Here is a 26,390-nt window from a genome sequence, read left to right on the forward strand (position 1 = left end):
TTATTGCTTGTGGTTAAAGTATAAAGCGTTGACCCGGGAGGGGGTATGAATAATACGGCTGGCATCACGCCTGAGGCCAACAGGTGGTTTCACCGCGCGCGGCAGCTGCAAAAAGAGCAGCTACGCCAGCTGGCGCAGCAGGGTACGCTGGCAAGCCGGATAAGCGCGCTGGTACACATGCTACAGTGCGAACGCGGTGCGTCCAACCTTTGGCTCTGCTCCGCTGGACGGCTCTATGCCGCGGAGTGCCGGGCGGGCTCGGCACTGGTGGATGAGCAGCTTATCGCCTTTCGCGAGGCGCTGGAAGCGGTGCGGGAGTGCGCCAGCGGCGCGCTATGCTGGCGGATTGCCAGCGCGCTCTGGTACCTGGAGCAGTTGCTGACGCTGCGCCACGCTGTGCGCGGCCGCGCTATCATCGCCGAAGAGGCGACAAACCAGTTTAGTCGCATTATCCGCCACTTATTAAATATTGTCCCGCAGCTCAACGACAGCATTGACGACCCGCAAATTGCCGGGCGCATGGTGGCGCTCTACAGCTTTATGCAGGGGAAAGAGCTGGTGGGGCAGGAGCGCGCGCTGGGGGCATCCGGCTTTGCCCGCGGCCAGTTTAGCGATGAGCTCCGCCAGCTGCTGGTGGACAGAATCGATGGTCAGCAGCCCTGTTTTGACAGCTTCCAGGCGCTGGCGGAGGCGCCGCAGACTGCGCTGTTTATGACCCAGTGCCAGGCCAGTCTGGAAATTGAGCAGCTGCGGCGGATCGCCTGTACCCGACAGCCCCCGGCAGATGAGGGGGAGACGGCGCTGCGTTGGTTTTGCGCCCAGACGCAGCGTCTGGAGCAGATGCGAGGTCTGGAAGAGCGGCTGATTGACGACCTGCTGAGCGTCGCCGATAACCTGCTCAGCGGCGAAGCGCCGCCCGCCAGCTGGCCGGAGGAAGAGGGTGACGACGGCATCGCGCGCCGTCTCGATAAACAGCTGCTGCCGCTGGTTCGCCAGCAGGCCTTTGAACTCCAGCAGCTCTCCGGGCAACTGGCCTCGCTAAAAGATACGCTCGAAGAGCGCAAGCTGATTGAAAAAGCGAAAAGCGTGCTGATGGTTCATCAGGGAATGCAGGAAGAGCAGGCCTGGCAGGCGTTGCGGAAAATGGCAATGGATAAGAATCAGAGGATGGTGGAAATCGCCCGCGCGCTGCTGACGGTAAAGGCGTTGTGGTCCATAACCCCAAAGGAGTAGATGCACGATGGTTGGGCAGCGGCTGCCTGTCAGCGGTGCAATGAGCGGCGGGAAGCCGCCCGGCGCACAGCGGAAAACGGCCTGACACCGCCTCTGTGAACATTGGCATCTGTTTTGCAATATCCTGCAGACAACGGTTAATGCGTTAAATCGTTCAGTAAACAATTTTGGGCAACAGGCCAACGGCGGTTTGTGTGTCCATGGATAAAGGCGTCCTGCAGTGCATCAGCACTGTCGGGCGCTTTTTTTTTGCGTGTTCTGGAGCGGGTATGGGCGATAAATTTTCGATTTCACGACGGCATTTTTTACAGGCAGGCGCCGCGCTGGGCGGGGCGATGTTGTTGCCCGGCGTGATGCAGAGCGCATGGGCGGCAGGATCCGATAAGCCGGAGCAATCTACCGTACGAGTCGGATTTATTCCGCTGACGGACTGCGCGCCGATCGCGATCGCGTCGCTGAAAGGGTTCGATAAAAAATATGGCATTACCCTGGTACCGACCAAAGAAGCCAGCTGGGCGGCGGTGCGCGACAAACTGATCGCCGGTGAACTCGATGCGGCACACATTCTCTACGGCCTGCTGTATGGCCTCGAACTGGGGATCGCCGGCAAGCCGCACGCAATGGCAAACCTGATGACCCTCAACCGCAATGGCCAGGCGATTACGCTCTCCAGCGACCTGCGGGAGAAAGGGGTGACCGACCTCGGGGGGGTGAAACGGCTGATCGGCCAGCGCGCGCCGGGCAGCTACACCTTTGCCCACACCTTTCCCACCGGGACGCACGCGATGTGGCTCTATTACTGGCTGGCCAGCGGTGGCATCGACCCGTTTACGGACGTACGCACCGTGGTGGTGCCGCCGCCGCAAATGGTGATGAACATGCGTATCGGCAACATGGTTGGTTTTTGCGTCGGCGAACCGTGGAACGCGCGGGCGATCAACGACCGTATCGGTTTTACCGCAGCCACTTCGCAGGCCATCTGGCCGGAACACCCGGAAAAAATTCTCGGCACCCGCAGCGAATGGGTCGAACGCAATCCGAACACCGCCCGCGCGCTGGTCGCGGCGGTGCTGGATGCGGCGCGCTGGATTGACGCCTCGGAAGAGAACAAACGAGAGACGGCGCGCATTCTGGCAAAACGCGCCTGGCTGAATACCAAAGAGCAGTATCTCACCGGACGAATGCTCGGGGAGTACGACAACGGGCTGGGACAGCGCTGGCAGGACGCACACCCGATTCGCTTTTACGACCAGGGAGAGGTGAGTTTTCCCTGGCTGTCGGACGGAATGTGGTTTTTAACCCAGTTCCGCCGCTGGGGATTACTAAAAACGGCCCCGGATTATCAGGCGGTGGCCGGGCGCATCAACCGCATTGACGTCTGGAAAGAGGCGGCGCAGGCGGTGGGCGGCATCTCTACGCCGGCTGCGCTCATGCGCAGCAGCACATTAATAGACGGTACGGTCTGGACGGGGGCCGATCCGGAAGGTTACGCCCGCGGCTTCGCGATTCAACGTAAGGGGGCATGAAATGAAACACGCGCACAGTACGCAACCTGTTATTGCCACAGAAAAAACGCCGGGCGAAGTGATTGTCCTGCCACCGGTACAGGTCCGACGTCCGACGCCGCCCCTCAGGCGCTGGCTACGTGAAACCGTACAGCGGCTCCTGCCACCCCTGCTCGGGCTGGGGCTGCTGTTGCTCTGCTGGCAGCTGGCGGCGATCAACGGCAAGGGCTTTCCGACGCCGCTGAGTACGCTCGATTCCGCGCTGACCCTGTTTGCCGATCCTTTCTATCAGGACGGGCCGAACGACATGGGCATCGGCTGGAACGTGTTGGCGTCACTGCAGCGGGTGGCGGTGGGCTTTGGGCTGGCGGCGCTGGTGGGGATCCCGCTGGGCTTTTTGATTGGCCGCTCGCTGTTCTTTGCCCGCATGTTTAATCCGCTGATTGCGCTGCTGCGCCCGGTCAGTCCGCTGGCGTGGCTGCCTATTGGCCTGCTGCTGTTCCAGAAGGCGGAGCCGGCGTCGAGCTGGACCATTTTTATCTGCTCTATCTGGCCAATGGTGATTAACACTGCCGAAGGGGTACGCCGCATTCCGCAGGATTATCTCAACGTGGCTCGCGTTTTACAGCTGTCGGAGTGGACGGTGATGCGGCGCATTCTCTTCCCGGCCGTGCTGCCCGCGGTGCTGACCGGCGTGCGTCTCTCTATTGGCATTGCCTGGCTGGTGATCGTCGCTGCTGAAATGCTGACCGGCGGCCTGGGGATCGGCTTCTGGATCTGGAATGAATGGAACAATCTCAACGTGGAAAACATCATCATCGCCATCGTCATTATCGGCGTCGTCGGCCTGCTGCTGGAGCAGGGGCTGATGTTGATCGCTCGTCGCTTCAGCTGGCAAGAAAAATAGGAGAATCGCTATGAAACCATTAATTCAGGTGCAGGCCGTCAGCCAGCGCTTCCATACCGCCAGCGGCGAATTTCTGGCCCTGCAAAACGTCTCTTTCGACATTTATGAAGGGGAGACCGTGAGCCTGATTGGCCACTCAGGATGCGGTAAATCCACGCTGCTGAACCTGATTGCCGGCATTACCTTACCCACGGAAGGCGGACTGCTGTGTGATAACCGCGAAATCGCCGGGCCGGGTCCCGAGCGCGCGGTAGTCTTCCAGAACCACTCCCTGCTGCCGTGGCTGACCTGCTTTGACAACGTGGCGCTGGCGGTCGACCAGGTTTTTCGCCGCACCATGAGCAAAGCCGAGCGCAAGGCGTGGATCGAACACAACCTTGAGCGGGTGCAAATGGGTCATGCGCTGCACAAGCGTCCGGGGGAGATCTCCGGCGGCATGAAGCAGCGGGTAGGGATTGCCAGAGCGCTGGCGATGAAGCCGAAGGTGCTGCTGCTGGATGAACCGTTTGGCGCGCTCGATGCCTTGACCCGCGCCCATTTGCAGGATGCGGTGATGCAGATTCAGCAGGCGCTGAACACCACCATCGTGATGATTACCCATGATGTTGATGAGGCGGTGCTGCTCTCTGACCGCGTCATGATGATGACCAACGGCCCGGCGGCGACGGTGGGCGAGATTCTCGCTATCGACCTGCCCCGGCCGCGTAATCGTGTTCAGCTGGCGGATGACAGCCGTTATCACCACCTGCGTCAGCAGATTCTCCATTTCCTCTACGAAAAACAGCCGAAGGCGGCGTAAGGGGCGGCGATGAAGCGGCGACTGGTGATTATCGGCAATGGTATGGCGGCCACCCGGCTGGCGGAGACGCTGGTGGCGCGGGGGGGCGACAAATTTCAGATAGTGATTATCGGGGATGAACCCTGGCAGGCCTATAACCGTATCCAGCTGTCACCGGTACTGGGTGGGGAAAAAACGCTGGCGCAAACGCGGCTGCTGCCAGAGGAGTGGTATCACCAGCACGGCGTGACGGTACGCAGCGATGAATCGGTGCTGGCGGTGGAGATGACGACGCGAACGCTACGCACCACCCGCGGCGAGCTCTCCTGGGATGAGCTGATTTTCGCCACCGGTTCACAGGCTTTCATCCCGCCGCTGCCCGGTGTGGCGCTGCCGCACGTCTACGCATTTCGCACCTTTGCCGATGTGGCCGCCATTCTGGCAACCGGCGGCCCGGCGGTCGTGATCGGCGGTGGGGTGCTCGGCGTCGAGGCTGCGGCTGCGTTACGACGTCATGGTGACAATGTCACTTTGCTGCATCGCGGCGACCGACTGATGGAACAGCAAACCGATGCCTTTGCCGGTCAGCAGCTACAGCAACAGCTCGAGGAGCGAGGGATCCAGTGCGTCACCGGCTGCGGGATTGCCGCGATTCGCGAGCATGAGGTTGTGCTGGAGGATGGCCGGGCGTTTGCCGCCAGTCGCGTAGTGCTGGCGACCGGCGTGCGCCCCAACATTCAGCTGGCGCAGCGAAGCGGCCTGGCCTGTCGGCGCGGCATTATCGTGGACCGTCAGCTGGCGACCGCGCTGCCGGGGGTTAGCGCTCTTGGCGAATGCTGCGAAATTGACGGCCAGACCTGGGGACTGGTGGCGCCCTGTCTGCGCCAGGCTGAGGTGCTGGCCGGGCGGCTATGCGGCACGCCGGAGGCGGATTTTCACTGGCAGGATAGCGGTACCCGCCTGAAAGTCACCGGCATCGCGCTGTTCAGCGCCGGCGATCCGCAGGCCAGCGACCACGATGAGATCTGGACCAGCTGGGACCCGCTGGCCCGCCACTACCGCCGTCTGCTGGTCCGCGACGGCAAACTTCAGGCTGTTTTGCTGCTGGGCGACTGCGCAAATGCCGCGCCGCTCACCGCGCTGCTGGCTACCCCCGCGCAGCCAGACTGGCTTTTTGATCCTTCTTCAACGCAGCCGCGCGCTGCAGGTGAATTTTCTATGACAAAACCTGTTTTGGTGCTGGTCGGACACGGCATGGTCGGCCACCATTTTCTCGAGCAATGCGTCAGCCGTAACCTGCATCAACAGTTTCGGATCGTGGTGTTTGGCGAAGAGCGTTACGCCGCCTACGACCGGGTGCATTTATCAGAATATTTTGCCGGTCGTAGCGCGGAATCGCTGTCGCTGGTGGACGGCGATTTCTTCGCCCGGCACGGAATTGAACTGCGGCTGTCCGAGACGATTACGGCCATTGACCGTGAAGCGCGGGTGGTACGCGATACCTGCGGCCATGAAACCCACTGGGATAAACTGGTGCTGGCGACCGGCTCATATCCATTCGTTCCGCCGGTGCCGGGCCACGATCTGGAGGGCTGTTTCGTCTACCGCACCCTCGACGACCTCGACCGTATTGCCGCCTGCGCCAGCAGCGCAAAACGCGGGGTGGTGATTGGCGGCGGGCTGCTGGGGCTGGAGGCCGCCAACGCGCTCAGACAGCTGGGGCTGGAAACCCACGTGGTGGAGTTTGCGCCGAATCTGATGGCGGTCCAGCTGGATAGCCCGGGCGCCGCGATGCTGCGGGAGAAAATCAATGATATTGGCGTCGGTGTCCATACCAGCAAGACGACTCAGAGTATTGCGCGCGGTGATAATGGCCTGGTGCTGAACTTTGCCGATGGCGGATCGCTGGCTACCGACATGGTGGTCTTTTCCGCCGGGATTCGTCCGCAGGATACGCTGGCGCGCGGCAGCGGACTGACGGTAGGAGAGCGCGGCGGGATCGTCATCGACAATCAGTGCCGCACCTCCGATCCGCAGGTGCTGGCGATTGGCGAATGTGCCCTGTGGCAGGACAAAATCTATGGCCTGGTGGCGCCGGGCTACCAGATGGCGAGAACGGCGGCGGCAATGTTGGCTGGAGAAGAGGCGAGCTTCAGCGGCGCCGATATGAGCACCAAACTGAAGCTGCTGGGCATCGATGTAGCCTCTTTCGGCGACGCCCAGGGACGCACGCCCGGTAGCCAGAGCTACCAGTGGACGGATGGTCCGGGGCAAATCTACAAGAAAATTGTCGTCTGCCAGCAGAACAAAACGCTGCTGGGCGGCGTGCTGGTGGGCGATGCCAGCGATTACGCCACGCTGCTGCAAATGATGTTGAACGCGATGGCGCTGCCCGCGCGCCCGGAAAGCCTGATTCTGCCGGTGCAGGAGGGGAGCGCGCCAAAAGCGCTGGGGGTAGCGGCGCTGCCGGACAGCGCGCAGATCTGCTCGTGCCACAACGTCACTAAAGGTGATATCTGCCGGGCGGTCAGCGCGGGCGCCAGCGATATCCCGGCGATAAAAAGCTGTACCCGGGCGGCGACCGGTTGCGGTGGATGCAGCGCGCTGGTCAAGCAGGTGATGGAATATCAGCTCTCGGCGCAGGGCGTGGAAGTGAAAAAAGATATCTGCGAACACTTTCCGTGGTCGCGTCAGGAGATCTATCACCTCGTGCGCGTGAATCATATCCACACCTTTGATCAGCTGATTAGTCGTTACGGTCAGGGACACGGCTGCGAAATCTGTAAGCCGCTGGTGGCTTCAGTTCTGGCCTCCTGCTGGAATGAGTATCTGCTGAAACCGGCGCATTTACCGCTGCAGGATACCAATGACCGCTACTTCGCCAATATTCAGAAAGATGGCACCTATTCAGTGGTCCCGCGTATGGCGGCAGGCGAAGTGACGCCGGACGGACTGATTGCCATCGGACAAATTGCCAAACGCTACCAGCTGTACAGCAAAATTACCGGTGGCCAGCGTATCGATCTGTTTGGCGCCCGGCTCGAAGAGCTGCCGGCTATCTGGCGCGAGCTGGCGGAGGCCGGCTTTGAAACCGGTCACGCCTACGGCAAGTCGCTGCGAACGGTGAAATCCTGCGTCGGCTCGACCTGGTGTCGCTACGGCGTTCAGGACTCGACGGCGCTGGCGGTCACCCTTGAACATCGTTACAAAGGATTGCGTGCGCCGCACAAGATCAAAATGGCGGTCTCCGGTTGTACTCGCGAATGCGCCGAGGCGCAGGGGAAAGATATCGGGGTGATTGCCACGGAAAAAGGCTGGAATCTTTACGTCTGCGGCAACGGCGGGATGAAGCCGCGACATGGCGATCTGTTTGCCAGCGACCTCGACGGCGCGACGCTGATCCGCACGGTTGATCGGCTGCTGATGTTCTATATTCGCACTGCCGACCGGCTGCAGCGAACCAGCACCTGGATGGATAACCTCGAAGGCGGAATCGACTACCTGCGCGAGGTGATCCTGGAAGACAGCCTCGGGATTGGCGAAGAGCTGGAGCAGGAGATGGCGCGGGTGGTGGCGAGCTACCAGTGTGAATGGCAGACCACTCTGAACGATCCGCAGCGGCTGGCGCTGTTCCGTTCCTATGTTAACAGCGATCGGCCGGATGAGGCCGTGCAGCGGCAAATGTTGCGCGGTCAGCCTCAGCCGGTCATCGCGCCGGTACGCCGCGAAGGTGAGGTGTCGACCCGGCCATGGCAGGCCATTTGCGAACTGGCGGCGATTCCCGCCCAGGCCGGGATCGGCGCGCGGCTGGGCGAACGGCAGATTGCGCTGTTTCGTTTTGGCGAACAGGTTTATGCCCTCGACAACCTGGAGCCCGGTAGCGACGCCAACGTGCTGTCGCGCGGTATGCTGGGCGATGCCGGCGGGGAGCCGATGGTCATTTCGCCGCTGTATAAACATCGTATCCGGCTGCGCGACGGGCGTCCCTGCGATGGCGGTGAACCGATGGTCCGCGCCTGGCCGGTGAAGATCGAAAACGGCACGGTGTGGGTCGGGAACCAGCTTCTGCTGGCGCGTGCGGAGGCCTCCTGATGGATGAAATACGCACCACCTGTCCCTATTGCGGCGTCGGCTGCGGCGTGCTGGCACGAAGGGAGGAAAATGGCCAGGTCAGCGTGCGCGGCGATGAGCACCATCCGGCAAACCTGGGACGCCTGTGCGTAAAGGGCGCGGCGCTCGGCGAAACCACTGGCCTGGAGGGGCGATTGCTGAGGCCTGAGCTGGAGGGGGAACCTGTCAGCTGGTCACGGGCGCTGACGGTTGCCGGTAGCCGGCTGCGGCAAATCATTGAGCAACACGGGCCGCAGGCGGTGGCGTTTTACGCCTCCGGACAGCTGCTCACCGAGGACTACTACGCGGCGAATAAACTGATGAAGGGATTTATCGGCGCCGCCAATATCGATACCAATTCCCGGCTCTGTATGTCCTCGGCGGTGACCGGATATAAGCGCGCCTTTGGCGCCGACGTGGTGCCGTGCAGCTATGAGGACGTGGAAAGCAGCGATCTGGTGGTGCTGGTGGGCTCGAACGCCGCCTGGGCGCATCCGGTGCTCTATCAGCGGCTGGTTCAGGCGAAACGTGATAATCCGCGGATGAAAGTGGTGGTGATTGATCCGCGTCGAACCGCCACCTGCGATATCGCCGATAGCCACCTGGCGGTTGCGCCCGGCAGCGATGGCGGGCTGTTTGTCGGTTTACTGAACGCCATTGCCGAGGCCGGTGCGCTGACGGGCGATTTTCGCGACCAGGCGCAGGCGCTGGCCGCCGCTGCAGCCTGGGACACGGCACAGGTGGCCGAATTCTGCGGGCTGGACATGGAGCAGGTCGCCGGGTTCTATCGTGATTTCATCGCTGCGCCGCGGGCGATAACGCTCTACACCATGGGGATCAATCAGTCGGCCAGCGGTAGCGACAAGTGTAATGCCATTATTAACGTCCACCTCGCCAGCGGGAAGTACGGGCGTTCGGGCTGCGGGCCGTTTTCGCTGACCGGACAGCCAAATGCGATGGGCGGCCGCGAGGTGGGCGGCCTGGCGACGATGCTGGCCGCCCATATGAATTTTGAGCCGCAGGATCTGCACCGGCTGTCGCGCTTTTGGGGCAGCGAACGGCTGGCGCAGACGCCGGGACTGACGGCGGTGGACCTGTTTGCCGCCATTGGCCGCGGTGAGGTGAAAGCGGTGTGGATTATGGGCACCAATCCGGTGGTGTCGCTGCCGGACAGCCTTGCCGTCAGCCAGGCGCTGGCCGGCTGTCCGCTGGTGATCGTTTCCGAAGTGAGCGCCCGGACGGATACGGCAGCGTTTGCCCATATCCGTTTCCCGGCGCTGGCGTGGGGAGAAAAAAATGGCACCGTCACCAACTCGGAACGCCGTATTTCCCGTCAGCGCAGCTTTCTGCCGCCCCCGGGGGAAGCCAAAGCCGATTGGTGGATAATCGCGCGCATGGCCGAACAGCTCGGCTTTGGCGCCGCCTTTGCCTGGCGCCATCCGCACGAAGTCTTTAGCGAGCATGCCGCGCTTTCGGGGTTTGAAAATAACGGCCAGCGGGCGTTCGATATCGGTGGGCTGGCGGATCTCAGCCGTGAGGCGTGGGACAACCTGGCGCCGGTTCGCTGGCCGGTCAGCCGCAGCGGCAGCGGTCTTGATTTACAGCAGGGCTGGCACGGCGATGGCAAATTGCGCATGGTGCCGGTGACGCCCCAGGCCACGCGTGCCGCGACCGACGCCTTTTATCCGCTGATCCTCAATAGCGGCCGCATTCGCGATCAGTGGCACACTATGACCCGTACCGGTAGCGTGCCGCGCCTGATGCAGCATATTGCCGAACCGATCGTGGAGATCGCGCCAGCGGATGCCCGACGCCTGCAGCTGCGCGAGGGAGAACTGGCGCGAATCTGGTCGCGCAATGGAGTGATGGTAGCCAAAACGGTGGTCAGCCGCGGGCAGCGTCCCGGCTCGCTGTTTGTGCCGATGCACTGGAATAATCAGTTTGCCCGACGGGGGCGGGTCAACGACCTGCTGTCGGCGGTAACGGATCCCTGGTCCGGACAGCCGGAAAGCAAACAGGTGGCGGTGGCGATTGCACCCTGGCGTCCCGCCTGGCACGGTGAACTATTTTGTCGCCAGCCGGTTCCGCTGCCGGTCGCGGTCCACTGGCGTCGGCGGGCCGCGCTGGCGGTAAACCATCTCTCTTTAGCCGGAGAACACCCTCCGCAGGGATGGCTAACCGACTGGTGTCGTCAGCAGGAGTGGCAGATACAAACCGCGCAGGCCGGGGCAGTATGGAGCCTGCTGGCCTGGCATGAGGGAAGGCTGATGTTGGGCTGGTGGAGCAATCCTGGCGAGCCGCAAATCGATGCCGGGTGGATCGCCGATGCGTTTCACTCTCCGCCGCAGACGCCCGAGCAGCGGCACGCGCTGCTCGGCGGGAGAAAAAGCGGCGAAGCAGCCCCTGCGGGGCGGATTGTCTGCAGCTGCATGAGCATTGGTGAACGCGCGATTGGTGAGGCCATCGCCAGCGGTTGCCGCACGGTCGGCGAACTGGGCAAGGTGCTGAAATGCGGTACCAACTGCGGCTCTTGTATTCCCGAGCTCAAAGCGCTGCTGGCAGAGGAGCAGATACGGGCATGAGGTTCGGGTTATTCCTGGAATTGCCTTTGGGGCTACGGGAGAGGGAAAAAAACGGTAAACTTAAAGACTGTCATTATCCTACGTGAGCCAATGTAACCGATTTAATGCCTGTGTCGTACCGCGTGACCCCACTCCTTTCAATACTCCTGCTGCTGGCAGGCGTTCCTGCTCGTGCCCTGCAGGGAAATACGGCGTTCAGTGAAAAACAGGCGGCGCTGCCGGATCTGGGGATTGCGCCGCAGGTGGATGACGACGCCCGCCATTTTGCCGAAGTCGCGAAAAAGTTTGGTGAGGCCAGCATGAGCGATAATGGCCTGACGACCGGCGAACAGGCGCGAATGATGGCCATCGGCAAGCTTGGCAATGAGCTGAGTCATCAGCTGGAAAACTGGCTCTCGCCGTGGGGCAATGCCAATGTCGATCTGCGGGTGGATAAAGAAGGCAACTTCACCGGCAGTCAGGGCAGCTGGTTTATCCCGCTGCAGGATAACGGCGATTACCTGACCTGGAATCAGTATTCCGTCACCCGGCGGGAAAACGATCTGGTGGGGAACATCGGTCTGGGACAGCGCTGGCGAACGGGCGACTGGCTGCTGGGCTATAACTCGTTCTACGACAAAGTGCTGGGTGAAAACATGGCGCGAGGCAGCCTTGGTGCCGAAGCCTGGGGCGAATATTTGCGCCTGTCGGCCAACTATTACCATCCCGTCGGGAGCTGGCAGCAGGGCGAAAGCCTGACCCAGGAACAGCGGATGGCAAGCGGCTACGATGTCACCGCCCAGGCGCGGCTACCGTTCTATCAGCATATTAATACCAGCGTCAGCGTCGAGCAGTACTTTGGCGATAGCGTCGACCTGTTCCATTCCGGTACCGGCTACCGTAACCCGGTGGCGGTGTCGGTGGGGCTGAACTATACCCCCGTGCCGTTAGTGACTATGACCGCAAAACATAAGCAGGGCGAAAGCGGGCTCAGTCAAAACAACGTCGGACTGAATCTGAACTACCGTTTTGGCGTGCCGCTTAAACAGCAGCTGGCGGCCGATGAGGTGGCGGTCAGCCGCTCCTTGCGCGGCAGTCGTTACGACAGCCCGGAGCGCGATCATTTACCGGTGGTCGAGTATCGTCAGCGTAAATCGCTGTCGGTCTACCTGGCGACGCCGCCGTGGGATTTACAGCCGGGGGAGACGGTTCAGCTGAAGCTGCAAATTCGTAGCCTGCATGGGATAAAGTCGCTGAAATGGCAAGGCGATACGCAGTCGCTGAGCTTAACGTCTCCCGTGGATACCCGCAGCCCGGACGGCTGGAGCGTGATTCTTCCGGCCTGGAACAGCGAGCCGGGAGCGACCAATCTGTGGCATCTGTCGGTGGTCGTGGAAGACAAAACGGGTCAGCGCGTTTCATCCAATGAGATCGCGCTGGCGCTGACCGAGCCGCTGGTCAAATTCTCGGCCGACGGCGTCACCTGGCGGGATACTCCTTAGAAAATCCGCTCCTGGTGTACCCATACCGCCGCTTCAACACGTGATTTCAGCTTCATTTTCTTCAGCATATGCTTAACGTGCACCTTCACGGTACTCTCGGTTATCTCCAGACGACGGGCGATCATTTTGTTCGGCAGCCCCTGGGCGATGAGCTTGAGAATATCCCGCTCGCGCGGCGTCAGCTGGCTGATATCGCGGTCTGAGGTGGCGCGGTTGGCGCGCAGGCTGGCTGCCAGCACCGGCGTGAGCGCTTCGCTGAGGACCATCTCGCCTGCCGCGGCCTGCTGCAATGCTTTTAAGAGATCTTCTGGCTCCATGTCTTTCAGCAGGTAGCCGTCAGCGCCGCGTTTGAGGGCGGTGACCACATCTTCTTCGTGGTTAGAGACGCTGAATACCACGATTCGGCCGGAGAGCGACTTTTCACGCAGCTTATCGAGGGTTTCCAGACCGTTCATGCCGGGCATGTTGAGATCCAGCAGGATCAGATCGGGGTCCAGCGTCTCCGCGAGGGCGATACCTTGTTCACCGTTGCTGGCCTCGCCAATAACCTGAATATCGCTGGCCATACTGACCAGCTGTTTGACGCCGGTGCGCAGCATCGGATGATCGTCAATGAGAAGGATGGTGGCCCGTTCCTGTTGACTCATAGGGTTCTCCTTATTGGATTGAAAACGATTTTTCCGGGATAAAAGTGACGACCACTTCGGTACCGCCGTTTTCCCGGCGACGAACCTGACAGTCTCCGCGCAAACTCTGGGCGCGATCCCGCATGATAATTAAGCCGTAATGGTTGCTTCGTTCCGCCTGATCGGGCACGCCGCGGCCGTTGTCTGCAACCACCAGCCGTACCTGGTTGTCCCGTAGCGAAACGGTCACGGTCACTTCGGTCGCCTGCGCGTGCTTCAGCGCATTGCTCAGCGCCTCACGAGCGATTTGCAGGACGTGAATAGCCTGATGAGACGGGACAAAGCGCGGCGGTAGCTGGTAATCAAGCTGGACGGTAAAGCCAAAATGGGCGCTATACTCCTGGCAGCTGGACTCCAGCGCCGGGCGCAGTCCTGGTTCGGTTAATTGCAGGCGGAAGGTCGTCAGCAGTTCACGCAGCTGTGCCCACGACGTATTCAGCTCATTGCGAATCTGGCCCAGCAGCTGGCGGCTCTCTTCCGGCAGGTTTTCGCCCTGCATTTGTAAACAGCTGACCTGCATTTTCATACAGGAGAGCGATTGGGCGATGGAGTCGTGCAGCTCGCGGGCGATGGTGGCGCGCTCCTCCATCACGATCAGCTGCTGCTGATGCTCCTGGTGTCTGTCGAGCGCCAGCGTGGAGGTTAGCTGCTCGACTAACGTATCGACCAGCTGCTGCTGATCGTGACTCAGGTGACGGCCTACGGGCAACGTCGCCAGCAGGATCCCGTACTGGTTGTGGGCATCGGACAGCCGCCATTTCAGCGTGGTGCCGGCATCCGGCAGCGGCGGCAGATCGCGCGGACATAAATAGCAGCCTTTGTCATCGCACTCTAAGTCTGAGTGACAGGCGAACTCCTGATGATTGTCCTCATCTTCGAAGTCGTACACCCGCACCTCAATATCACGCAGCAGCGTCAGCCCCTGCAGGCCGTTGAGCACCGGTGAAATACGTTCACAAAGCGGGGCGCTGGAGTGCAGACGACGGTTGGCCTGCCACAAAAAGGCGAGGATTTCATTTTTCTGCTCCAGGCCGGCGGTTTTTTCCTGTACTCGTCGTTCGAGTACCGAATAGCTTTCCGCCAGCTCTTTTGACATGTTGTTAAGCGCCATACCGAGGCTGGCCATCTCATTGCGGCCGCTGATATGGACGCGTTGGGTAAAATCACGATGGCTGACCGCCCGGGCCATGGCCAGCAGCTGTTTCCACGGGCGCAGCAGACGGGCCCGCAGCCAGACGATAGTGAACAGAAACAGCAGCGCCATGCCGATAGCCATCACCCGCTGCAGCCAGACGACGTAGCGGATGCGCTGCTCGGTGGTGTGATCAAAAGAGGTGACCAGGTGGTCTATCCGGTCGACAAAGCTGGCGACATCCGTGGCGACGGTAGCCTGATTCTGCGCATGTTTCATCCCCGGCGCCAGTTCCAGCTGCCAGTACTGCTGTAGCGCTTTAAGCTGGCTATCCTGGCCGTCTCTGAGGGCGGCATTCTGCAGCTCTTCGCTGAAGACGGTGGCGTTCATGTCGTCGAGCAGCTTGCTATCGCCCTCGGTGAGCGGGATTGCCGCCAGCAGACGATAGCTTTGCATTCTCAGCGAACCGGCTTTATTGATCGCGTGTGCGCTGCCCTGTACGCCGTGTACCAGACGGGCAGAGATACCGATTCCTGCGACGCCAATCGCTGTCGATAGCAGCACGATTAACGCCAGTTGATTCACTAACGTAAGCGGGGTAAAAAGACGTTTTAACATAGCGTGCGTGGCTCCTGACCGGCAAACCATCCGGGAGTGGCGTCTATTCTCGGATATCCCATGGAGTATACCCATACCCATAAGGGATTACCCCTTAATTGTCGGTGGTGGGTAGGTTTGCGGGAGACGATGGCTTAAACCCGGCAGCCATGTGAAAAACCACACTTTTTTTAGCGAAAATGGCTACTCACTTCGGGTGATGGGCTTTTTTTAAACAATTTAATGACCACTTTTCCTTTGATTTATATCAACTTACCGCCCTCTGTAACCCCTAAGGTAGCGGCAGGATATATGAATAATCAGAGGTATTTATGAGTCAATCTTCCCTACCGGAGAAGGCCAGTACTTCAGTCATCACCGACTGGCGTCCTGAAGATCCCGAGTTCTGGCAGCAGCGCGGCCACCGCGTTGCAAGCCGGAATTTGTGGATCTCCGTTCCCTGTCTGCTGCTGGCGTTTTGCGTCTGGATGTTGTTCAGCGCGGTGGCGGTCAATCTGAATAAGGTCGGCTTCCAGTTCTCGACCGACCAGCTGTTTATGTTGACCGCGCTGCCGGCGCTCTCCGGGGCGTTATTGCGTGTTCCCTATGCCTTTATGGTTCCGCTGTTTGGTGGCCGTCGCTGGACCGCCTTCAGTACCGGGATCATGATCGTCCCCTGCGTGTGGCTGGGCTTCGCGGTGCAGGATACCTCTACGCCGTTCAGCGTCTTTGTGATCATCTCTCTGCTTTGCGGTTTTGCCGGGGCGAACTTTGCTTCCAGCATGGCCAACATCAGCTTCTTCTTCCCGAAACAGAAGCAGGGCGGCGCCCTCGGTCTTAACGGCGGCCTTGGCAATATGGGCGTCAGCGTGATGCAGCTGGTTGCCCCGCTGGTGGTTTCACTGTCTATTTTCGCCGTCTTTGGCGGTACGGGCAGCGAGCAGCCGGACGGTTCCATGCTGTATCTGGAAAACGCGGCGTGGATCTGGGTGCCGTTCCTGATTATCTTCACCCTGGCGGCGTGGTTCTTTATGAACGATCTGTCGGCGTCGAAGGCATCGTTGAGCGAGCAGCTGCCGGTACTGAAGCGCGCCCATCTGTGGGTTATGGCGCTGCTCTATCTGGCCACTTTTGGCTCATTCATCGGCTTCTCGGCGGGCTTTGCGATGCTGTCGAAAACCCAGTTCCCGGATGTTCAGATTCTGCACTTTGCCTTCTTCGGGCCGTTTATCGGCGCGCTGGCGCGTTCGATGGGCGGGGCTATCTCTGACCGTCTGGGCGGTACCCGCGTCACGCTGGTGAACTTTGTGGTGATGGCTATCTTCAGCGGCCTGCTGTTCCTGACGCTGCCAACGAATGGCGTCGGCGGCAGCTTCATTGCCTTCTTCGGCGTGTTTATGGTGCTGTTCCTGACCGCCGGTCTGGGCAGCGCGTCTACCTTCCAGATGATTTCGGTTATCTTCCGTAAAATGACGATGGAACGCGTAAAAGCGCAGGGCGGTAATGAAGAGCAGGCGATGCGTGAAGCCGCAACGGATACGGCGGCAGCGCTGGGCTTTATCTCTGCCATCGGCGCTATCGGCGGGTTCTTTATCCCGAAAGCGTTTGGTATTTCTCTGGAACTAACCGGTTCTCCGGCTGGCGCCATGAAGATCTTTTTCGTCTTCTATGTCGCCTGCGTTCTGATTACCTGGGCGGTTTACGGTCGTAAGCAGAAGTCTTAAGCCATCTCTGTTTGCTCACGGGGCGCAATGTATATTGCGCCCCTTTTTTATGTCGTCAGGACTGAATTCAACCCGCCGACAGGGGTATCTACCCCTTAATACCCTGGCGCACGCCACAGGCGTACAACAATCGCTCATTTTTCATTAAATTCCTTAAAAAACATAAAGATAAAAAATAGAAAATGCTACCACTTCGGAGGTATTTGTCGCTTGAGGGGCTATTTATAAGCCCTATCGCATTGATCGTTATCAATTCTCTCCCTCTTTCATAGCGTTACCTTCGCTGCAAATCCAGCAATGTCGATTTATCAGAGAGCCGTCAGGCTCCAAACAGGAGAAACCCGATGAGTAAATTCCTGGACCGGTTTCGCTACTTCAAACAGAAGGGTGAAACCTTTGCCGATGGGCATGGCCAGCTTCTAAAAACCAACCGGGACTGGGAGGATGGATACCGCCAGCGCTGGCAGCATGACAAAATTGTGCGCTCCACTCACGGGGTAAACTGCACCGGCTCATGCAGCTGGAAGATTTACGTTAAAAACGGTCTCGTCACCTGGGAAACCCAGCAGACCGACTATCCGCGTACTCGCCCGGATATGCCAAACCACGAGCCTCGCGGCTGCCCGCGTGGCGCCAGCTACTCCTGGTATCTCTACAGCGCCAACCGTCTGAAGTATCCGCTGATGCGCAAACGGCTGATGAAAATGTGGCGCGAAGCGAAAGCGCAGCATTCAGATCCGGTGCATGCCTGGGCATCCATTATTGAAGACGCCGATAAAGCCAAAAGCTTCAAACAGGCGCGTGGGCGCGGCGGTTTCGTTCGTTCCTCCTGGCAGGAAGTGAATGAGCTGATCGCGGCTTCTAACGTCTACACCGTCAAAACCTACGGCCCGGACCGCGTGGCCGGCTTCTCGCCAATCCCGGCGATGTCGATGGTCTCCTATGCCTCCGGCGCGCGCTATCTGTCGCTGATTGGCGGCACCTGTCTCAGCTTCTATGACTGGTACTGCGATCTGCCGCCGGCCTCCCCGCAGACCTGGGGCGAGCAGACCGACGTCCCTGAATCAGCCGACTGGTATAACTCCAGCTACATTATCGCCTGGGGCTCCAACGTACCGCAGACCCGTACGCCGGACGCGCACTTCTTCACCGAAGTTCGCTATAAAGGCACCAAGACCGTGGCGATTACTCCGGACTACGCCGAGATCGCCAAGCTGTGCGACCTGTGGCTGGCGCCGAAGCAGGGCACCGATGCGGCGATGGCGCTGGCGATGGGCCACGTCATGCTCCGCGAATTCCACCTCGATAAACCGAGCCAGTATTTCACCGACTACGTTCGCCGTTACAGCGATATGCCGATGTTGGTGATGCTGGAAGAGCGAGACGGCTATTACGCCGCGGGCCGCATGCTGCGCGCGGCCGACCTGGTGGATGGTCTGGGCCAGGAAGAACATCCGGAATGGAAAACCGTCGCCTTTGATGAAAAAGGTGAAATGATGGCGCCGAACGGCTCTATCGGCTATCGCTGGGGTGAAAAAGGGAAATGGAACCTTGAGCAGCGTAACGGTACCACCGGCGAAGAGGTTGAACTGCGCCTGAGCCTGCTCGGCAGCCACGACGATGTGGCGCAGGTTGGCTTCCCGTACTTCGGCGGTGACGGCACCGAACACTTCGCCAGCGTTGAACTGGAAAACATTCTGCTGCACAAGCTGCCGGTGAAACGCCTGCAGCTGGCGGATGGCACCACCGCGCTGGTGACTACCGTCTACGATCTGACCATGGCCAACTACGGTCTGGATCGCGGCCTCAACGATGAAAACTGCGCAACCAGCTACGACGATCTTAAAGCGTATACCCCGGCGTGGGCTGAAAAAATTACCGGCGTCTCCCGCGCGCACATCATTCGTACCGCGCGTGAATTTGCCGATAACGCTGATAAGACCCACGGTCGTTCGATGATCATTGTCGGTGCCGGTCTGAACCACTGGTACCACCTCGATATGAATTATCGTGGTCTGATCAACATGCTGGTCTTCTGCGGCTGCGTCGGCCAGAGCGGCGGCGGTTGGGCGCACTACGTGGGCCAGGAAAAACTGCGTCCGCAGACCGGCTGGCAGCCGCTGGCGTTTGCACTCGACTGGCAGCGTCCGGCGCGTCACATGAACAGCACCTCTTACTTCTATAACCACTCCAGCCAGTGGCGTTATGAAACCGTCACCGCGCAGGAGCTGCTGTCGCCGCTGGCGGACAAGTCGCGCTACAGCGGCCACATGCTGGACTTCAACGTACGCGCGGAACGCATGGGCTGGTTACCGTCGGCGCCTCAGCTGGGCACCAACCCGCTGCGCATTGCCGATGCGGCGAAAAAAGCTGGCATGAGCGCGGTGGATTACACCGTTAAATCCCTGAAAGAAGGCTCGATTCGCTTTGCGGCGGAGCAGCCGGAAAACGGCAAAAACCATCCGCGCAACCTGTTTATCTGGCGTTCCAACCTGCTGGGCTCCTCCGGTAAAGGCCACGAGTACATGCTGAAGTACCTGCTGGGTACCGAGCACGGTATTCAGGGGCTGGATCTGGGCAAGCAGGGCGGCGTGAAGCCGGAAGAGGTGGAGTGGCGGGATAACGGCCTCGACGGCAAACTGGATCTGGTGGTGACGCTGGACTTCCGTCTGTCGAGCACCTGTCTCTATTCTGACATCGTGCTGCCGACCGCCACCTGGTACGAAAAAGACGACATGAATACCTCGGATATGCATCCGTTTATTCACCCGCTGTCTGCCGCCGTCGACCCGGCCTGGGAATCGAAAAGCGATTGGGAAATCTACAAAGGCATCGCGAGGAAATTCTCCGAAGTCTGCGTCGGTCATCTGGGTAAAGAAACCGACGTGGTTACGCTGCCTATTCAGCACGACTCCGCCGCCGAACTGGCGCAGCCGCTGGACGTCAAGGACTGGAAAAAAGGCGAGTGCGACTTGATTCCCGGTAAAACCGCGCCGCATATCATTCCGGTTGAGCGCGACTACCCGGCGACCTATGAACGCTTCACCTCTATCGGTCCGCTGATGGAGAAAATCGGTAACGGGGGCAAAGGTATCGCCTGGAACACCCAGAGTGAAATGGACCTGCTGCGTAAGCTCAACTACACCAAGGCGGACGGCCCGGCAAAAGGCCAGCCGATGCTGGATACGGCGATTGACGCGGCAGAAATGATCCTCACGCTGGCGCCGGAAACCAATGGCCAGGTGGCGGTGAAAGCCTGGGCGGCGCTGAGCGAATTTACCGGTCGCGACCATACTCACCTGGCGCTCAACAAAGAAGACGAGAAGATCCGCTTCCGTGATATTCAGGCGCAGCCGCGCAAGATTATCTCCAGCCCGACCTGGTCTGGCCTGGAAGACGAGCATGTCTCCTACAACGCCGGTTATACCAACGTTCATGAGCTGATTCCGTGGCGTACGCTTTCTGGTCGCCAGTCCCTCTATCAGGATCATCAGTGGATGCGCGACTTCGGTGAAAGCCTGCTGGTGTACCGTCCGCCGATCGACACCCGCTCGGTGAAATCGGTGATGGGAGAGAAGTCCAACGGCAACCCGGAGAAGGCGCTGAACTTCCTCACGCCGCACCAGAAATGGGGCATTCACTCCACCTACAGCGACAACCTGCTGATGCTGACTTTAGGTCGCGGTGGGCCGGTCGTCTGGATGAGCGAAGAAGATGCCAAAGAGATTGGGGTTGAAGACAACGACTGGATTGAAGTTTTCAACAACAACGGCGCGCTGACCGCACGAGCGGTAGTGAGCCAGCGTGTGCCGGCCGGGATGACCATGATGTACCACGCGCAGGAACGTATCGTAAACCTGCCGGGGTCAGAAATTACCGGGCAGCGCGGCGGTATTCATAACTCGGTGACGCGTATTACGCCGAAACCGACCCATATGATCGGTGGCTATGCGCACCTGGCATATGGCTTTAACTACTATGGCACCGTCGGTTCTAACCGCGATGAGTTCGTAGTAGTCCGTAAGATGAAGAACATTAACTGGCTGGATGGCGAAGGCAATGACCAGGTACAGGAGAGCGTAAAATGAAAATTCGTTCACAAGTCGGCATGGTGCTGAATCTCGATAAATGCATCGGCTGTCATACCTGCTCAGTGACCTGCAAAAACGTCTGGACCAGCCGTGAAGGAACCGAGTACGCGTGGTTCAACAACGTTGAAACCAAGCCCGGTACCGGCTTCCCGACCAACTGGGAAGATCAGGAAAAATGGAAGGGCGGCTGGATCCGTAAGATCAACGGCAAGCTGGTGCCGCGCATGGGTAACAAAGCGCTGCTGCTGGGTAAAATCTTTGCTAACCCGCATCTGCCGGGTCTGGACGATTACTACGAGCCGTTTGATTTTGACTACCAGACGCTGCACAACGCGCCGGCAGACAGCAAGGCGCAGCCCATCGCGCGTCCGCGCTCGCTGATTACCGGTCAGCGGATGGACAAGATCGAGAAAGGCCCGAACTGGGAAGACGATCTGGGCGGTGAGTTCGAGAAGCTGTCGAAAGACAAAAACTTCGAGAACATGCAGAAAGCGATGTACGGCCAGTTCGAAAACACCTTCATGATGTATCTGCCGCGCCTGTGCGAGCACTGCCTCAACCCGGCGTGCGTGGCAACGTGCCCGAGCGGCGCTATCTACAAACGTGAAGAAGACGGCATTGTGCTGATCGATCAGGACAAATGCCGCGGCTGGCGGATGTGTATTACCGGCTGCCCGTACAAGAAGATCTACTTCAACTGGAAGAGCGGCAAATCCGAGAAATGTATCTTCTGCTACCCGCGTATTGAAGCGGGTCAGCCGACGGTCTGCTCTGAGACGTGCGTCGGGCGTATTCGTTACCTTGGCGTGCTGCTGTACGACGCGGATGCGATTGAGCAGGCGGCCAGCACCGAGAACGAGAAAGACCTGTACCAGCGTCAGCTGGACGTGTTCCTCGATCCGCACGATCCGAAAGTGATTGAGCAGGCGCAGAAAGACGGCATTCCGCTGAGCGTCATTGATGCGGCGCAAAAATCGCCGGTCTATAAAATGGCGATGGACTGGAAGCTGGCTCTGCCGCTGCACCCGGAATATCGCACGCTGCCGATGGTCTGGTATGTGCCGCCTCTGTCGCCGATCCAGTCCGCCGCCGATGCGGGGGAACTGGGCAGCAACGGCATCCTGCCGGATGTCGAAAGCCTGCGTATCCCGGTCCAGTATCTGGCCAACCTGCTGACCGCAGGCGATACCCAGCCGGTGCTGTTGGCGCTGAAACGCATGCTGGCGATGCGTCACTTCAAACGTACGGAAACCGTCGATGGGGTTATCGATACGCGGGCGCTGGAAGAGGTCGGGCTGACCGAAGCGCAGGCGCAGGAGATGTACCGCTATCTGGCGATTGCCAACTACGAAGACCGTTTCGTGGTGCCGAGCAGCCATCGTGAGCTGGCGCGCGAAGCCTTCCCGGAGAAAAGCGGCTGTGGCTTTAGCTTCGGTGACGGCTGTCACGGGTCTGATTCGTCCTTCAACCTGTTCAACAGCCGCCGCATCGATGCCGTGGATGTGACCAGCAAAACGGAGCCGCACGCATGATCGAACTCGTGGTTGTTTCACGTCTGCTTGAGTACCCGGATGCGGACTTATGGCAGCATCAAAATGAACTCTTCGACGTTCTGGCTACGTCAGAGAAACTGGAAAAAGCGGATGCCCAGGCCCTGGGCGTCTTCCTGCGTGATTTAACCGCGCAGGATCTGCTGGATGCCCAGGCCGCCTACAGCGAACTGTTTGACCGGGGGCGCGCAACCTCGCTGCTGCTGTTTGAGCACGTGCACGGCGAATCTCGCGACCGCGGGCAGGCGATGGTCGATCTGCTGAACCAGTATGAGCAGCACGGTCTGGTGCTCGACAGCCGCGAGCTGCCCGATCATCTGCCGCTGTATCTGGAATATCTCGCGCAGCTGCCGGAGAGCGAAGCCATTGGCGGTCTGCAGGATATCGCGCCGATTCTGGCGCTGCTTTGCGCGCGTCTGCAGCAGCGTGAAAGCCGCTATGCCGTTCTGTTTGAACAGCTGCTGAAGCTGGCAAACAGTGCGCTAGATGAAGCGAAAGTTGCGGAAAAAATCGCTGATGAAGCGCGTGACGATACGCCGCAGGCGCTGGATGCCGTCTGGGAAGAAGAACAGGTGAAATTCTTTGCCGATCAAGGCTGCGGTGAGTCCGATATCGCCGCTCACCAGCGTCGTTTTGCCGGAGCCGTGGCCCCGCAATATTTGAATATCTCTAACGGAGGACAGCAATAATGCACTTCCTGAATATGTTCTTCTTTGACATCTATCCCTACATTGCCGGAGCGGTGTTCCTGATTGGGAGCTGGCTGCGCTACGATTACGGACAGTACACCTGGCGCGCCGCCTCCAGTCAGATGCTGGATCGCAAAGGGATGAATCTGGCGTCTAACCTGTTCCACATCGGGATTCTGGGGATTTTCGCCGGACACTTCCTTGGGATGCTGACGCCGCACTGGATGTATGAAGCGTGGCTGCCGCTGGAAGTGAAGCAGAAAATGGCGATGTTTGCCGGCGGCGCCTCCGGCGTGATGTGTCTGGTGGGGGGCGTGCTGTTGCTGAAACGTCGTCTGTTCAGCCCGCGCGTACGGGCAACCACGACCGGTGCCGATATTCTGGTGCTCTCCGTGCTGATTCTCCAGTGTGCGCTGGGCCTGCTGACTATTCCGTTCTCCGCCCAGCATATGGATGGCAGCGAAATGATGAAGCTGGTGAACTGGGCACAGTCCGTGGTGACGTTCCACGGCGGGGCGTCCGCACACCTGGACGGCGTCGCCTTTATTTTCCGTATGCACCTGGTGCTGGGGATGACGCTGTTCCTGCTGTTCCCGTTCTCCCGTCTGGTACATATCTGGAGCGTGCCGGTAGAATACCTGACGCGCAGATATCAGATAGTCCGCGCCCGCCGCTGATCGCCCGGTCCGGCAGAATTATACCCCGCTCTGGCGGGGTTTTTTGTGGCCAGACGCCAGCCTGTCGCCCCAGCCGAGATTATTTCCCGCCGCCGCAAACAGAATCAGCAGGCCTCCGACCAACTGCACCGGCGTCAGCGCATGATGGAAGAGCAGATAATCGACAACCATCGCCACAAGCGGATAGATAAAGGAGAGCGTACCGGTTATGGGCGTCGGCAGTTTCTGAATCGCGCTATAGAGCAGCTGGTACATAATGCCGGTATGCACAATGCCCAGAATCAGCAGGTAATGCCAGGGGAACGCGGCGGTGAAATCGGGGGCGTGAACCAGCGGTAGCAGCATGATTGTCCCGACGATAACCTGAATAAAGGCGATATGCTGAGGCGGAAGCGGACGCAGCTTGCGGGCGATCATCGCAGTCAAGGCGTAGAAAAAGGCGGCGCCAAGGGCCAGCGCAATACCCGTAGCCAGCTGGCTACCATGAGCCTGCATCAGCTCGCTGGAGAGCAGGACGACCACGCCGAAAAAAGCCAACGTTAGCCAGCCCCATTTAATCAGCGTCACCCGCTCGCCTGTCAGCATTCCCATCAGTACCAGCATAAACGGCTGAGTGTTATACACCACGGTAGCCATGCCAATCGAAATTCGGGCGTAAGCGGCAAACAGCAGCAGCCAGTTAATGACCAGCGCGATGCCACCGAGGATCGCCAGCAGTAGCGTTAGCCGCGTGAGCTGGCTGAACGGCTGTCGGCTGAAAGAGATAAACCCCAGTAAGGTCAGGGCGCCAATCAGGCAACGCCAGAAGACCACATCGATAACCGGCAAGCCGGAGAGTAAAACGAAGGCGCCGATCGAACCCGAAATGATCATCGCCAGACTCATTTGCCAGACGCCCGTTACTGTATGTGCCATTTTTCTACCTCCGTGATGATGCCGATATTGTCGTTAATCTGCTGACAGGTTGACATGCATGATCTAAGGTAAAAGACGAGTATTGCTTTTATTTATCAGGTAAAACGAATGGAACACTTAATTGATAATATCGATCGCGCCATTCTGGCCTGTCTGGCAGAAGATGCGCGTATATCGCTCAAGGTGTTGAGCGCGCGGGTGGGATTGACGTCACCCAGTACCGCAGAGCGGGTGAAGCGACTGGAGGAGCGCGGGGTGATTCAGGGATACGGCGCCCGGGTTAACCTTGCGGCGCTCGGTTATACCCTACAGGCGCTGGTTCGCGTCAGACCGCTACCGGGCTTGCTGCAGAAGGTCGATAAATATATCCAGGCAATGCCAGAATGCATTGAATGTGACAAGGTCACGGGCGAGGATTGCTTTGTGATGCGCCTGGTGGTGCGGGATATTGCGCAGCTTGATACCCTGCTGGATGGTCTGGCCGAGCATGCCCAGTGTAATACTTCGATAGTAAAAAGCTCGCCGGTAACCCGCCGTCTGCCGCCGATGTAACGTCACCTGAATAGCAGCATCAATGTGTTAACCGTTTCGCTTGATGCGGAGCTAATTCCCATACGGGCAGAATATAGTGCAAACGAGATGGGTATAACGAAGAAGTCGCAGGAAAGTGATGGTGGCGGGGGAAGGATTATTCGTCGCTTCGCGCCTCACCCTTCGGGTCGTTGCCTGCGGCAACGCTTTCTCGCTGCGCTCGAATCGAACCTGGTCGAAGCTTCTCATCCTTCCCTGCAGAGCAGAATATGGTGCAAACGAGAGGGATATAATGAATAAGTCTCAGGAAAGCGATGGTGGCGGGGGAAGGATTATTCGTCGCTTCGCGCCTCACCCTTCGGGTCGTTGCCTGCGGCAACGCTTTCTCGCTGCGCTCGAATCGAACCTGGTCGAAGCTTCTCATCCTTCCCTGCACGGGCAGAATATGGTGCAAACGAGATGGATATAATGAATAAGTCGCAGGAAAGTGATGGTGGCGGGGGAAGGATTATTCGTCGCTTCGCGCCTCACCCTTCGGGTCGTTGCCTGCGGCAACGCTTTCTCGCTGCGCTCGAATCGAACCTGGTCGAAGCTTCTCATCCTTCCCTGCACGGGCAGAATATGGTGCAAACGAGAGGGATATAATGAATAAGTCGCAGGAAAGCGATGGTGGCGGGGGAAGGATTATTCGTCGCTTCGCGCCTCACCCTTCGGGTCGTTGCCTGCGGCAACGCTTTCTCGCTGCGCTCGAATCGAACCTGGTCGAAGCTTCTCATCCTTCCCTGCACGGGCAGAATATGGTGCAAACGAGATGGATATAATGAATAAGTCGCAGGAAAGCGATGGTGGCGGGGGAAGGATTCGAACCTTCGAAGTCGATGACGGCAGATTTACAGTCTGCTCCCTTTGGCCGCTCGGGAACCCCGCCAGGGGTATGAACTACTTGAGCGTAATACTTTTGATGGTGGTTGAAGGATTATTTATCGCTTCGCGCCTCACCCTTCCCGATAAGTGCAAACCTCGCAAAGGCCTACCGGGGTTACCACGTTGCTGTGGTGAATAATGGTGGTGGGGGAAGGATTCGAACCTTCGAAGTCGATGACGGCAGATTTACAGTCTGCTCCCTTTGGCCGCTCGGGAACCCCACCACGGGGCAATGCTTAATACTGGCCTGCTTCCTTCTGGGGAAGCGGGGCGCATCA

Annotated in this window: 16 protein-coding genes, 2 tRNA genes and 4 other RNA genes; 13 read left to right on the plus strand and 9 right to left on the minus strand. The window is 59.3% G+C overall.

What is annotated here, in order from left to right:
• The first annotated feature begins 45 nt into the window (after window positions 1-45).
• The 7 genes from nasR to AC236I_RS09985 all read left to right on the plus strand — a co-directional run bounded on the left by nasR (window position 46) and on the right by AC236I_RS09985 (window position 12,596).
• Window positions 46-1,233 (plus strand): nitrate regulatory protein NasR, encoded by a 1,188-nt coding sequence (nasR, locus tag AC236I_RS09955; protein WP_004863491.1) that lies wholly within the window; start codon window positions 46-48, stop codon window positions 1,231-1,233.
• Between the two features lie 269 nt (window positions 1,234-1,502).
• Window positions 1,503-2,759 carry an ABC transporter substrate-binding protein gene (locus AC236I_RS09960; protein ID WP_032717152.1) on the plus strand — a complete coding sequence of 419 codons (1,257 nt, stop codon included), beginning with the start codon at window positions 1,503-1,505 and terminating at the stop codon, window positions 2,757-2,759.
• Between the two features lies 1 nt (window position 2,760).
• Complete coding sequence (gene ntrB, locus AC236I_RS09965; protein ID WP_064356955.1) at window positions 2,761-3,645, plus strand: nitrate ABC transporter permease; 885 nt, start codon at window positions 2,761-2,763, stop codon at window positions 3,643-3,645.
• Between the two features lie 10 nt (window positions 3,646-3,655).
• Window positions 3,656-4,444, plus strand: coding sequence for an ABC transporter ATP-binding protein (locus AC236I_RS09970; RefSeq protein ID WP_004863483.1), 789 nt, complete (start codon window positions 3,656-3,658; stop codon window positions 4,442-4,444).
• 9 nt (window positions 4,445-4,453) lie between these two features.
• Complete coding sequence (gene nirB / locus AC236I_RS09975; protein ID WP_487608781.1) at window positions 4,454-8,515, plus strand: nitrite reductase large subunit NirB; 4,062 nt, start codon at window positions 4,454-4,456, stop codon at window positions 8,513-8,515.
• The gene (locus tag AC236I_RS09980) at window positions 8,515-11,115 is read left to right on the plus strand and encodes a nitrate reductase (protein WP_487608782.1); all 2,601 of its coding nucleotides are present in this window, start codon (window positions 8,515-8,517) and stop codon (window positions 11,113-11,115) included. The genes nirB and AC236I_RS09980 overlap by 1 nt, the downstream gene beginning before the upstream one ends.
• Before the next feature lie 104 nt (window positions 11,116-11,219).
• The gene (locus AC236I_RS09985) at window positions 11,220-12,596 is read left to right on the plus strand and encodes a YchO/YchP family invasin (protein ID WP_162661061.1); all 1,377 of its coding nucleotides are present in this window, start codon (window positions 11,220-11,222) and stop codon (window positions 12,594-12,596) included.
• Here the strand turns inward: AC236I_RS09985 and narL are convergent.
• Together narL and narX are read right to left on the minus strand one after the other, a co-directional pair.
• The gene (gene narL / locus AC236I_RS09990) at window positions 12,593-13,243 is read right to left on the minus strand and encodes a two-component system response regulator NarL (protein ID WP_004863467.1); all 651 of its coding nucleotides are present in this window, start codon (window positions 13,241-13,243) and stop codon (window positions 12,593-12,595) included. The genes AC236I_RS09985 and narL overlap by 4 nt on opposite strands.
• Window positions 13,244-13,253: 10 nt before the next feature.
• Window positions 13,254-15,032, minus strand: coding sequence for a nitrate/nitrite two-component system sensor histidine kinase NarX (gene narX / locus AC236I_RS09995; RefSeq protein ID WP_004863464.1), 1,779 nt, complete (start codon window positions 15,030-15,032; stop codon window positions 13,254-13,256).
• Between the two features lie 311 nt (window positions 15,033-15,343).
• Between narX and AC236I_RS10000 the strand changes: the two genes are divergently transcribed.
• The 5 genes from AC236I_RS10000 to narI all read left to right on the plus strand — a co-directional run bounded on the left by AC236I_RS10000 (window position 15,344) and on the right by narI (window position 23,742).
• Window positions 15,344-16,735 (plus strand): NarK family nitrate/nitrite MFS transporter, encoded by a 1,392-nt coding sequence (locus tag AC236I_RS10000; protein WP_004863461.1) that lies wholly within the window; start codon window positions 15,344-15,346, stop codon window positions 16,733-16,735.
• A gap of 344 nt (window positions 16,736-17,079) precedes the next feature.
• Complete coding sequence (locus tag AC236I_RS10005) at window positions 17,080-20,823, plus strand: nitrate reductase subunit alpha (RefSeq protein WP_032717155.1); 3,744 nt, start codon at window positions 17,080-17,082, stop codon at window positions 20,821-20,823.
• Window positions 20,820-22,358: a nitrate reductase subunit beta gene (gene narH / locus AC236I_RS10010; protein WP_392529497.1), complete on the plus strand. Its 1,539-nt coding sequence runs from the start codon at window positions 20,820-20,822 to the stop codon at window positions 22,356-22,358. The genes AC236I_RS10005 and narH overlap by 4 nt, the downstream gene beginning before the upstream one ends.
• Complete coding sequence (gene narJ, locus AC236I_RS10015) at window positions 22,355-23,065, plus strand: nitrate reductase molybdenum cofactor assembly chaperone (protein ID WP_004863449.1); 711 nt, start codon at window positions 22,355-22,357, stop codon at window positions 23,063-23,065. Before narH ends, narJ begins: the two co-directional genes overlap by 4 nt.
• The gene (narI, locus tag AC236I_RS10020; protein ID WP_004863445.1) at window positions 23,065-23,742 is read left to right on the plus strand and encodes a respiratory nitrate reductase subunit gamma; all 678 of its coding nucleotides are present in this window, start codon (window positions 23,065-23,067) and stop codon (window positions 23,740-23,742) included. The genes narJ and narI overlap by 1 nt, the downstream gene beginning before the upstream one ends.
• 18 nt (window positions 23,743-23,760) lie before the next feature.
• Here the strand turns inward: narI and AC236I_RS10025 are convergent, their stop codons facing one another.
• The gene (locus tag AC236I_RS10025) at window positions 23,761-24,657 is read right to left on the minus strand and encodes a DMT family transporter (protein WP_004863441.1); all 897 of its coding nucleotides are present in this window, start codon (window positions 24,655-24,657) and stop codon (window positions 23,761-23,763) included.
• 108 nt (window positions 24,658-24,765) lie between these two features.
• Between AC236I_RS10025 and AC236I_RS10030 the strand changes: the two genes are divergently transcribed.
• Window positions 24,766-25,209: an Lrp/AsnC family transcriptional regulator gene (locus AC236I_RS10030; RefSeq protein ID WP_004863438.1), complete on the plus strand. Its 444-nt coding sequence runs from the start codon at window positions 24,766-24,768 to the stop codon at window positions 25,207-25,209.
• A gap of 119 nt (window positions 25,210-25,328) precedes the next feature.
• Here the strand turns inward: AC236I_RS10030 and AC236I_RS10035 are convergent.
• From AC236I_RS10035 to AC236I_RS10060, 6 genes are all read right to left on the minus strand, one after another.
• A non-coding RNA gene (locus AC236I_RS10035) (RtT sRNA) lies at window positions 25,329-25,458 on the minus strand.
• A 45-nt stretch (window positions 25,459-25,503) separates the two neighbouring features.
• A non-coding RNA gene (locus AC236I_RS10040) (RtT sRNA) lies at window positions 25,504-25,633 on the minus strand.
• 46 nt (window positions 25,634-25,679) lie between these two features.
• A non-coding RNA gene (locus AC236I_RS10045) (RtT sRNA) lies at window positions 25,680-25,809 on the minus strand.
• A gap of 46 nt (window positions 25,810-25,855) precedes the next feature.
• Window positions 25,856-25,985, minus strand: a non-coding RNA gene (locus tag AC236I_RS10050) — RtT sRNA.
• Window positions 25,986-26,031: 46 nt separating this feature from the next.
• A tRNA-Tyr gene (locus AC236I_RS10055) sits at window positions 26,032-26,116 on the minus strand.
• 135 nt (window positions 26,117-26,251) lie between these two features.
• Window positions 26,252-26,336: transfer RNA gene (locus AC236I_RS10060), tRNA-Tyr, on the minus strand.
• Window positions 26,337-26,390: the final 54 nt, after the last annotated feature.

The sequence above is a fragment of the Klebsiella sp. Sb-30 genome (assembly GCF_057652795.1).

What these genes read in the sequence shown, in the direction of transcription:
- nasR (WP_004863491.1), top strand. Translation starts at nt 46, where the DNA reads ATGAATAATACGGCTGGCATCACGCCTGAGGCCAACAGGTGGTTTCAC.
- AC236I_RS09960 (WP_032717152.1), top strand. Translation starts at nt 1,503, where the DNA reads ATGGGCGATAAATTTTCGATTTCACGACGGCATTTTTTACAGGCAGGC.
- ntrB (WP_064356955.1), top strand. Translation starts at nt 2,761, where the DNA reads ATGAAACACGCGCACAGTACGCAACCTGTTATTGCCACAGAAAAAACG.
- AC236I_RS09970 (WP_004863483.1), top strand. Translation starts at nt 3,656, where the DNA reads ATGAAACCATTAATTCAGGTGCAGGCCGTCAGCCAGCGCTTCCATACC.
- nirB (WP_487608781.1), top strand. Translation starts at nt 4,454, where the DNA reads ATGAAGCGGCGACTGGTGATTATCGGCAATGGTATGGCGGCCACCCGG.
- AC236I_RS09980 (WP_487608782.1), top strand. Translation starts at nt 8,515, where the DNA reads ATGGATGAAATACGCACCACCTGTCCCTATTGCGGCGTCGGCTGCGGC.
- AC236I_RS09985 (WP_162661061.1), top strand. Translation starts at nt 11,220, where the DNA reads ATGCCTGTGTCGTACCGCGTGACCCCACTCCTTTCAATACTCCTGCTG.
- narL (WP_004863467.1), bottom strand. Translation starts at nt 13,243, where the DNA reads ATGAGTCAACAGGAACGGGCCACCATCCTTCTCATTGACGATCATCCG.
- narX (WP_004863464.1), bottom strand. Translation starts at nt 15,032, where the DNA reads ATGTTAAAACGTCTTTTTACCCCGCTTACGTTAGTGAATCAACTGGCG.
- AC236I_RS10000 (WP_004863461.1), top strand. Translation starts at nt 15,344, where the DNA reads ATGAGTCAATCTTCCCTACCGGAGAAGGCCAGTACTTCAGTCATCACC.
- AC236I_RS10005 (WP_032717155.1), top strand. Translation starts at nt 17,080, where the DNA reads ATGAGTAAATTCCTGGACCGGTTTCGCTACTTCAAACAGAAGGGTGAA.
- narH (WP_392529497.1), top strand. Translation starts at nt 20,820, where the DNA reads ATGAAAATTCGTTCACAAGTCGGCATGGTGCTGAATCTCGATAAATGC.
- narJ (WP_004863449.1), top strand. Translation starts at nt 22,355, where the DNA reads ATGATCGAACTCGTGGTTGTTTCACGTCTGCTTGAGTACCCGGATGCG.
- narI (WP_004863445.1), top strand. Translation starts at nt 23,065, where the DNA reads ATGCACTTCCTGAATATGTTCTTCTTTGACATCTATCCCTACATTGCC.
- AC236I_RS10025 (WP_004863441.1), bottom strand. Translation starts at nt 24,657, where the DNA reads ATGGCACATACAGTAACGGGCGTCTGGCAAATGAGTCTGGCGATGATC.
- AC236I_RS10030 (WP_004863438.1), top strand. Translation starts at nt 24,766, where the DNA reads ATGGAACACTTAATTGATAATATCGATCGCGCCATTCTGGCCTGTCTG.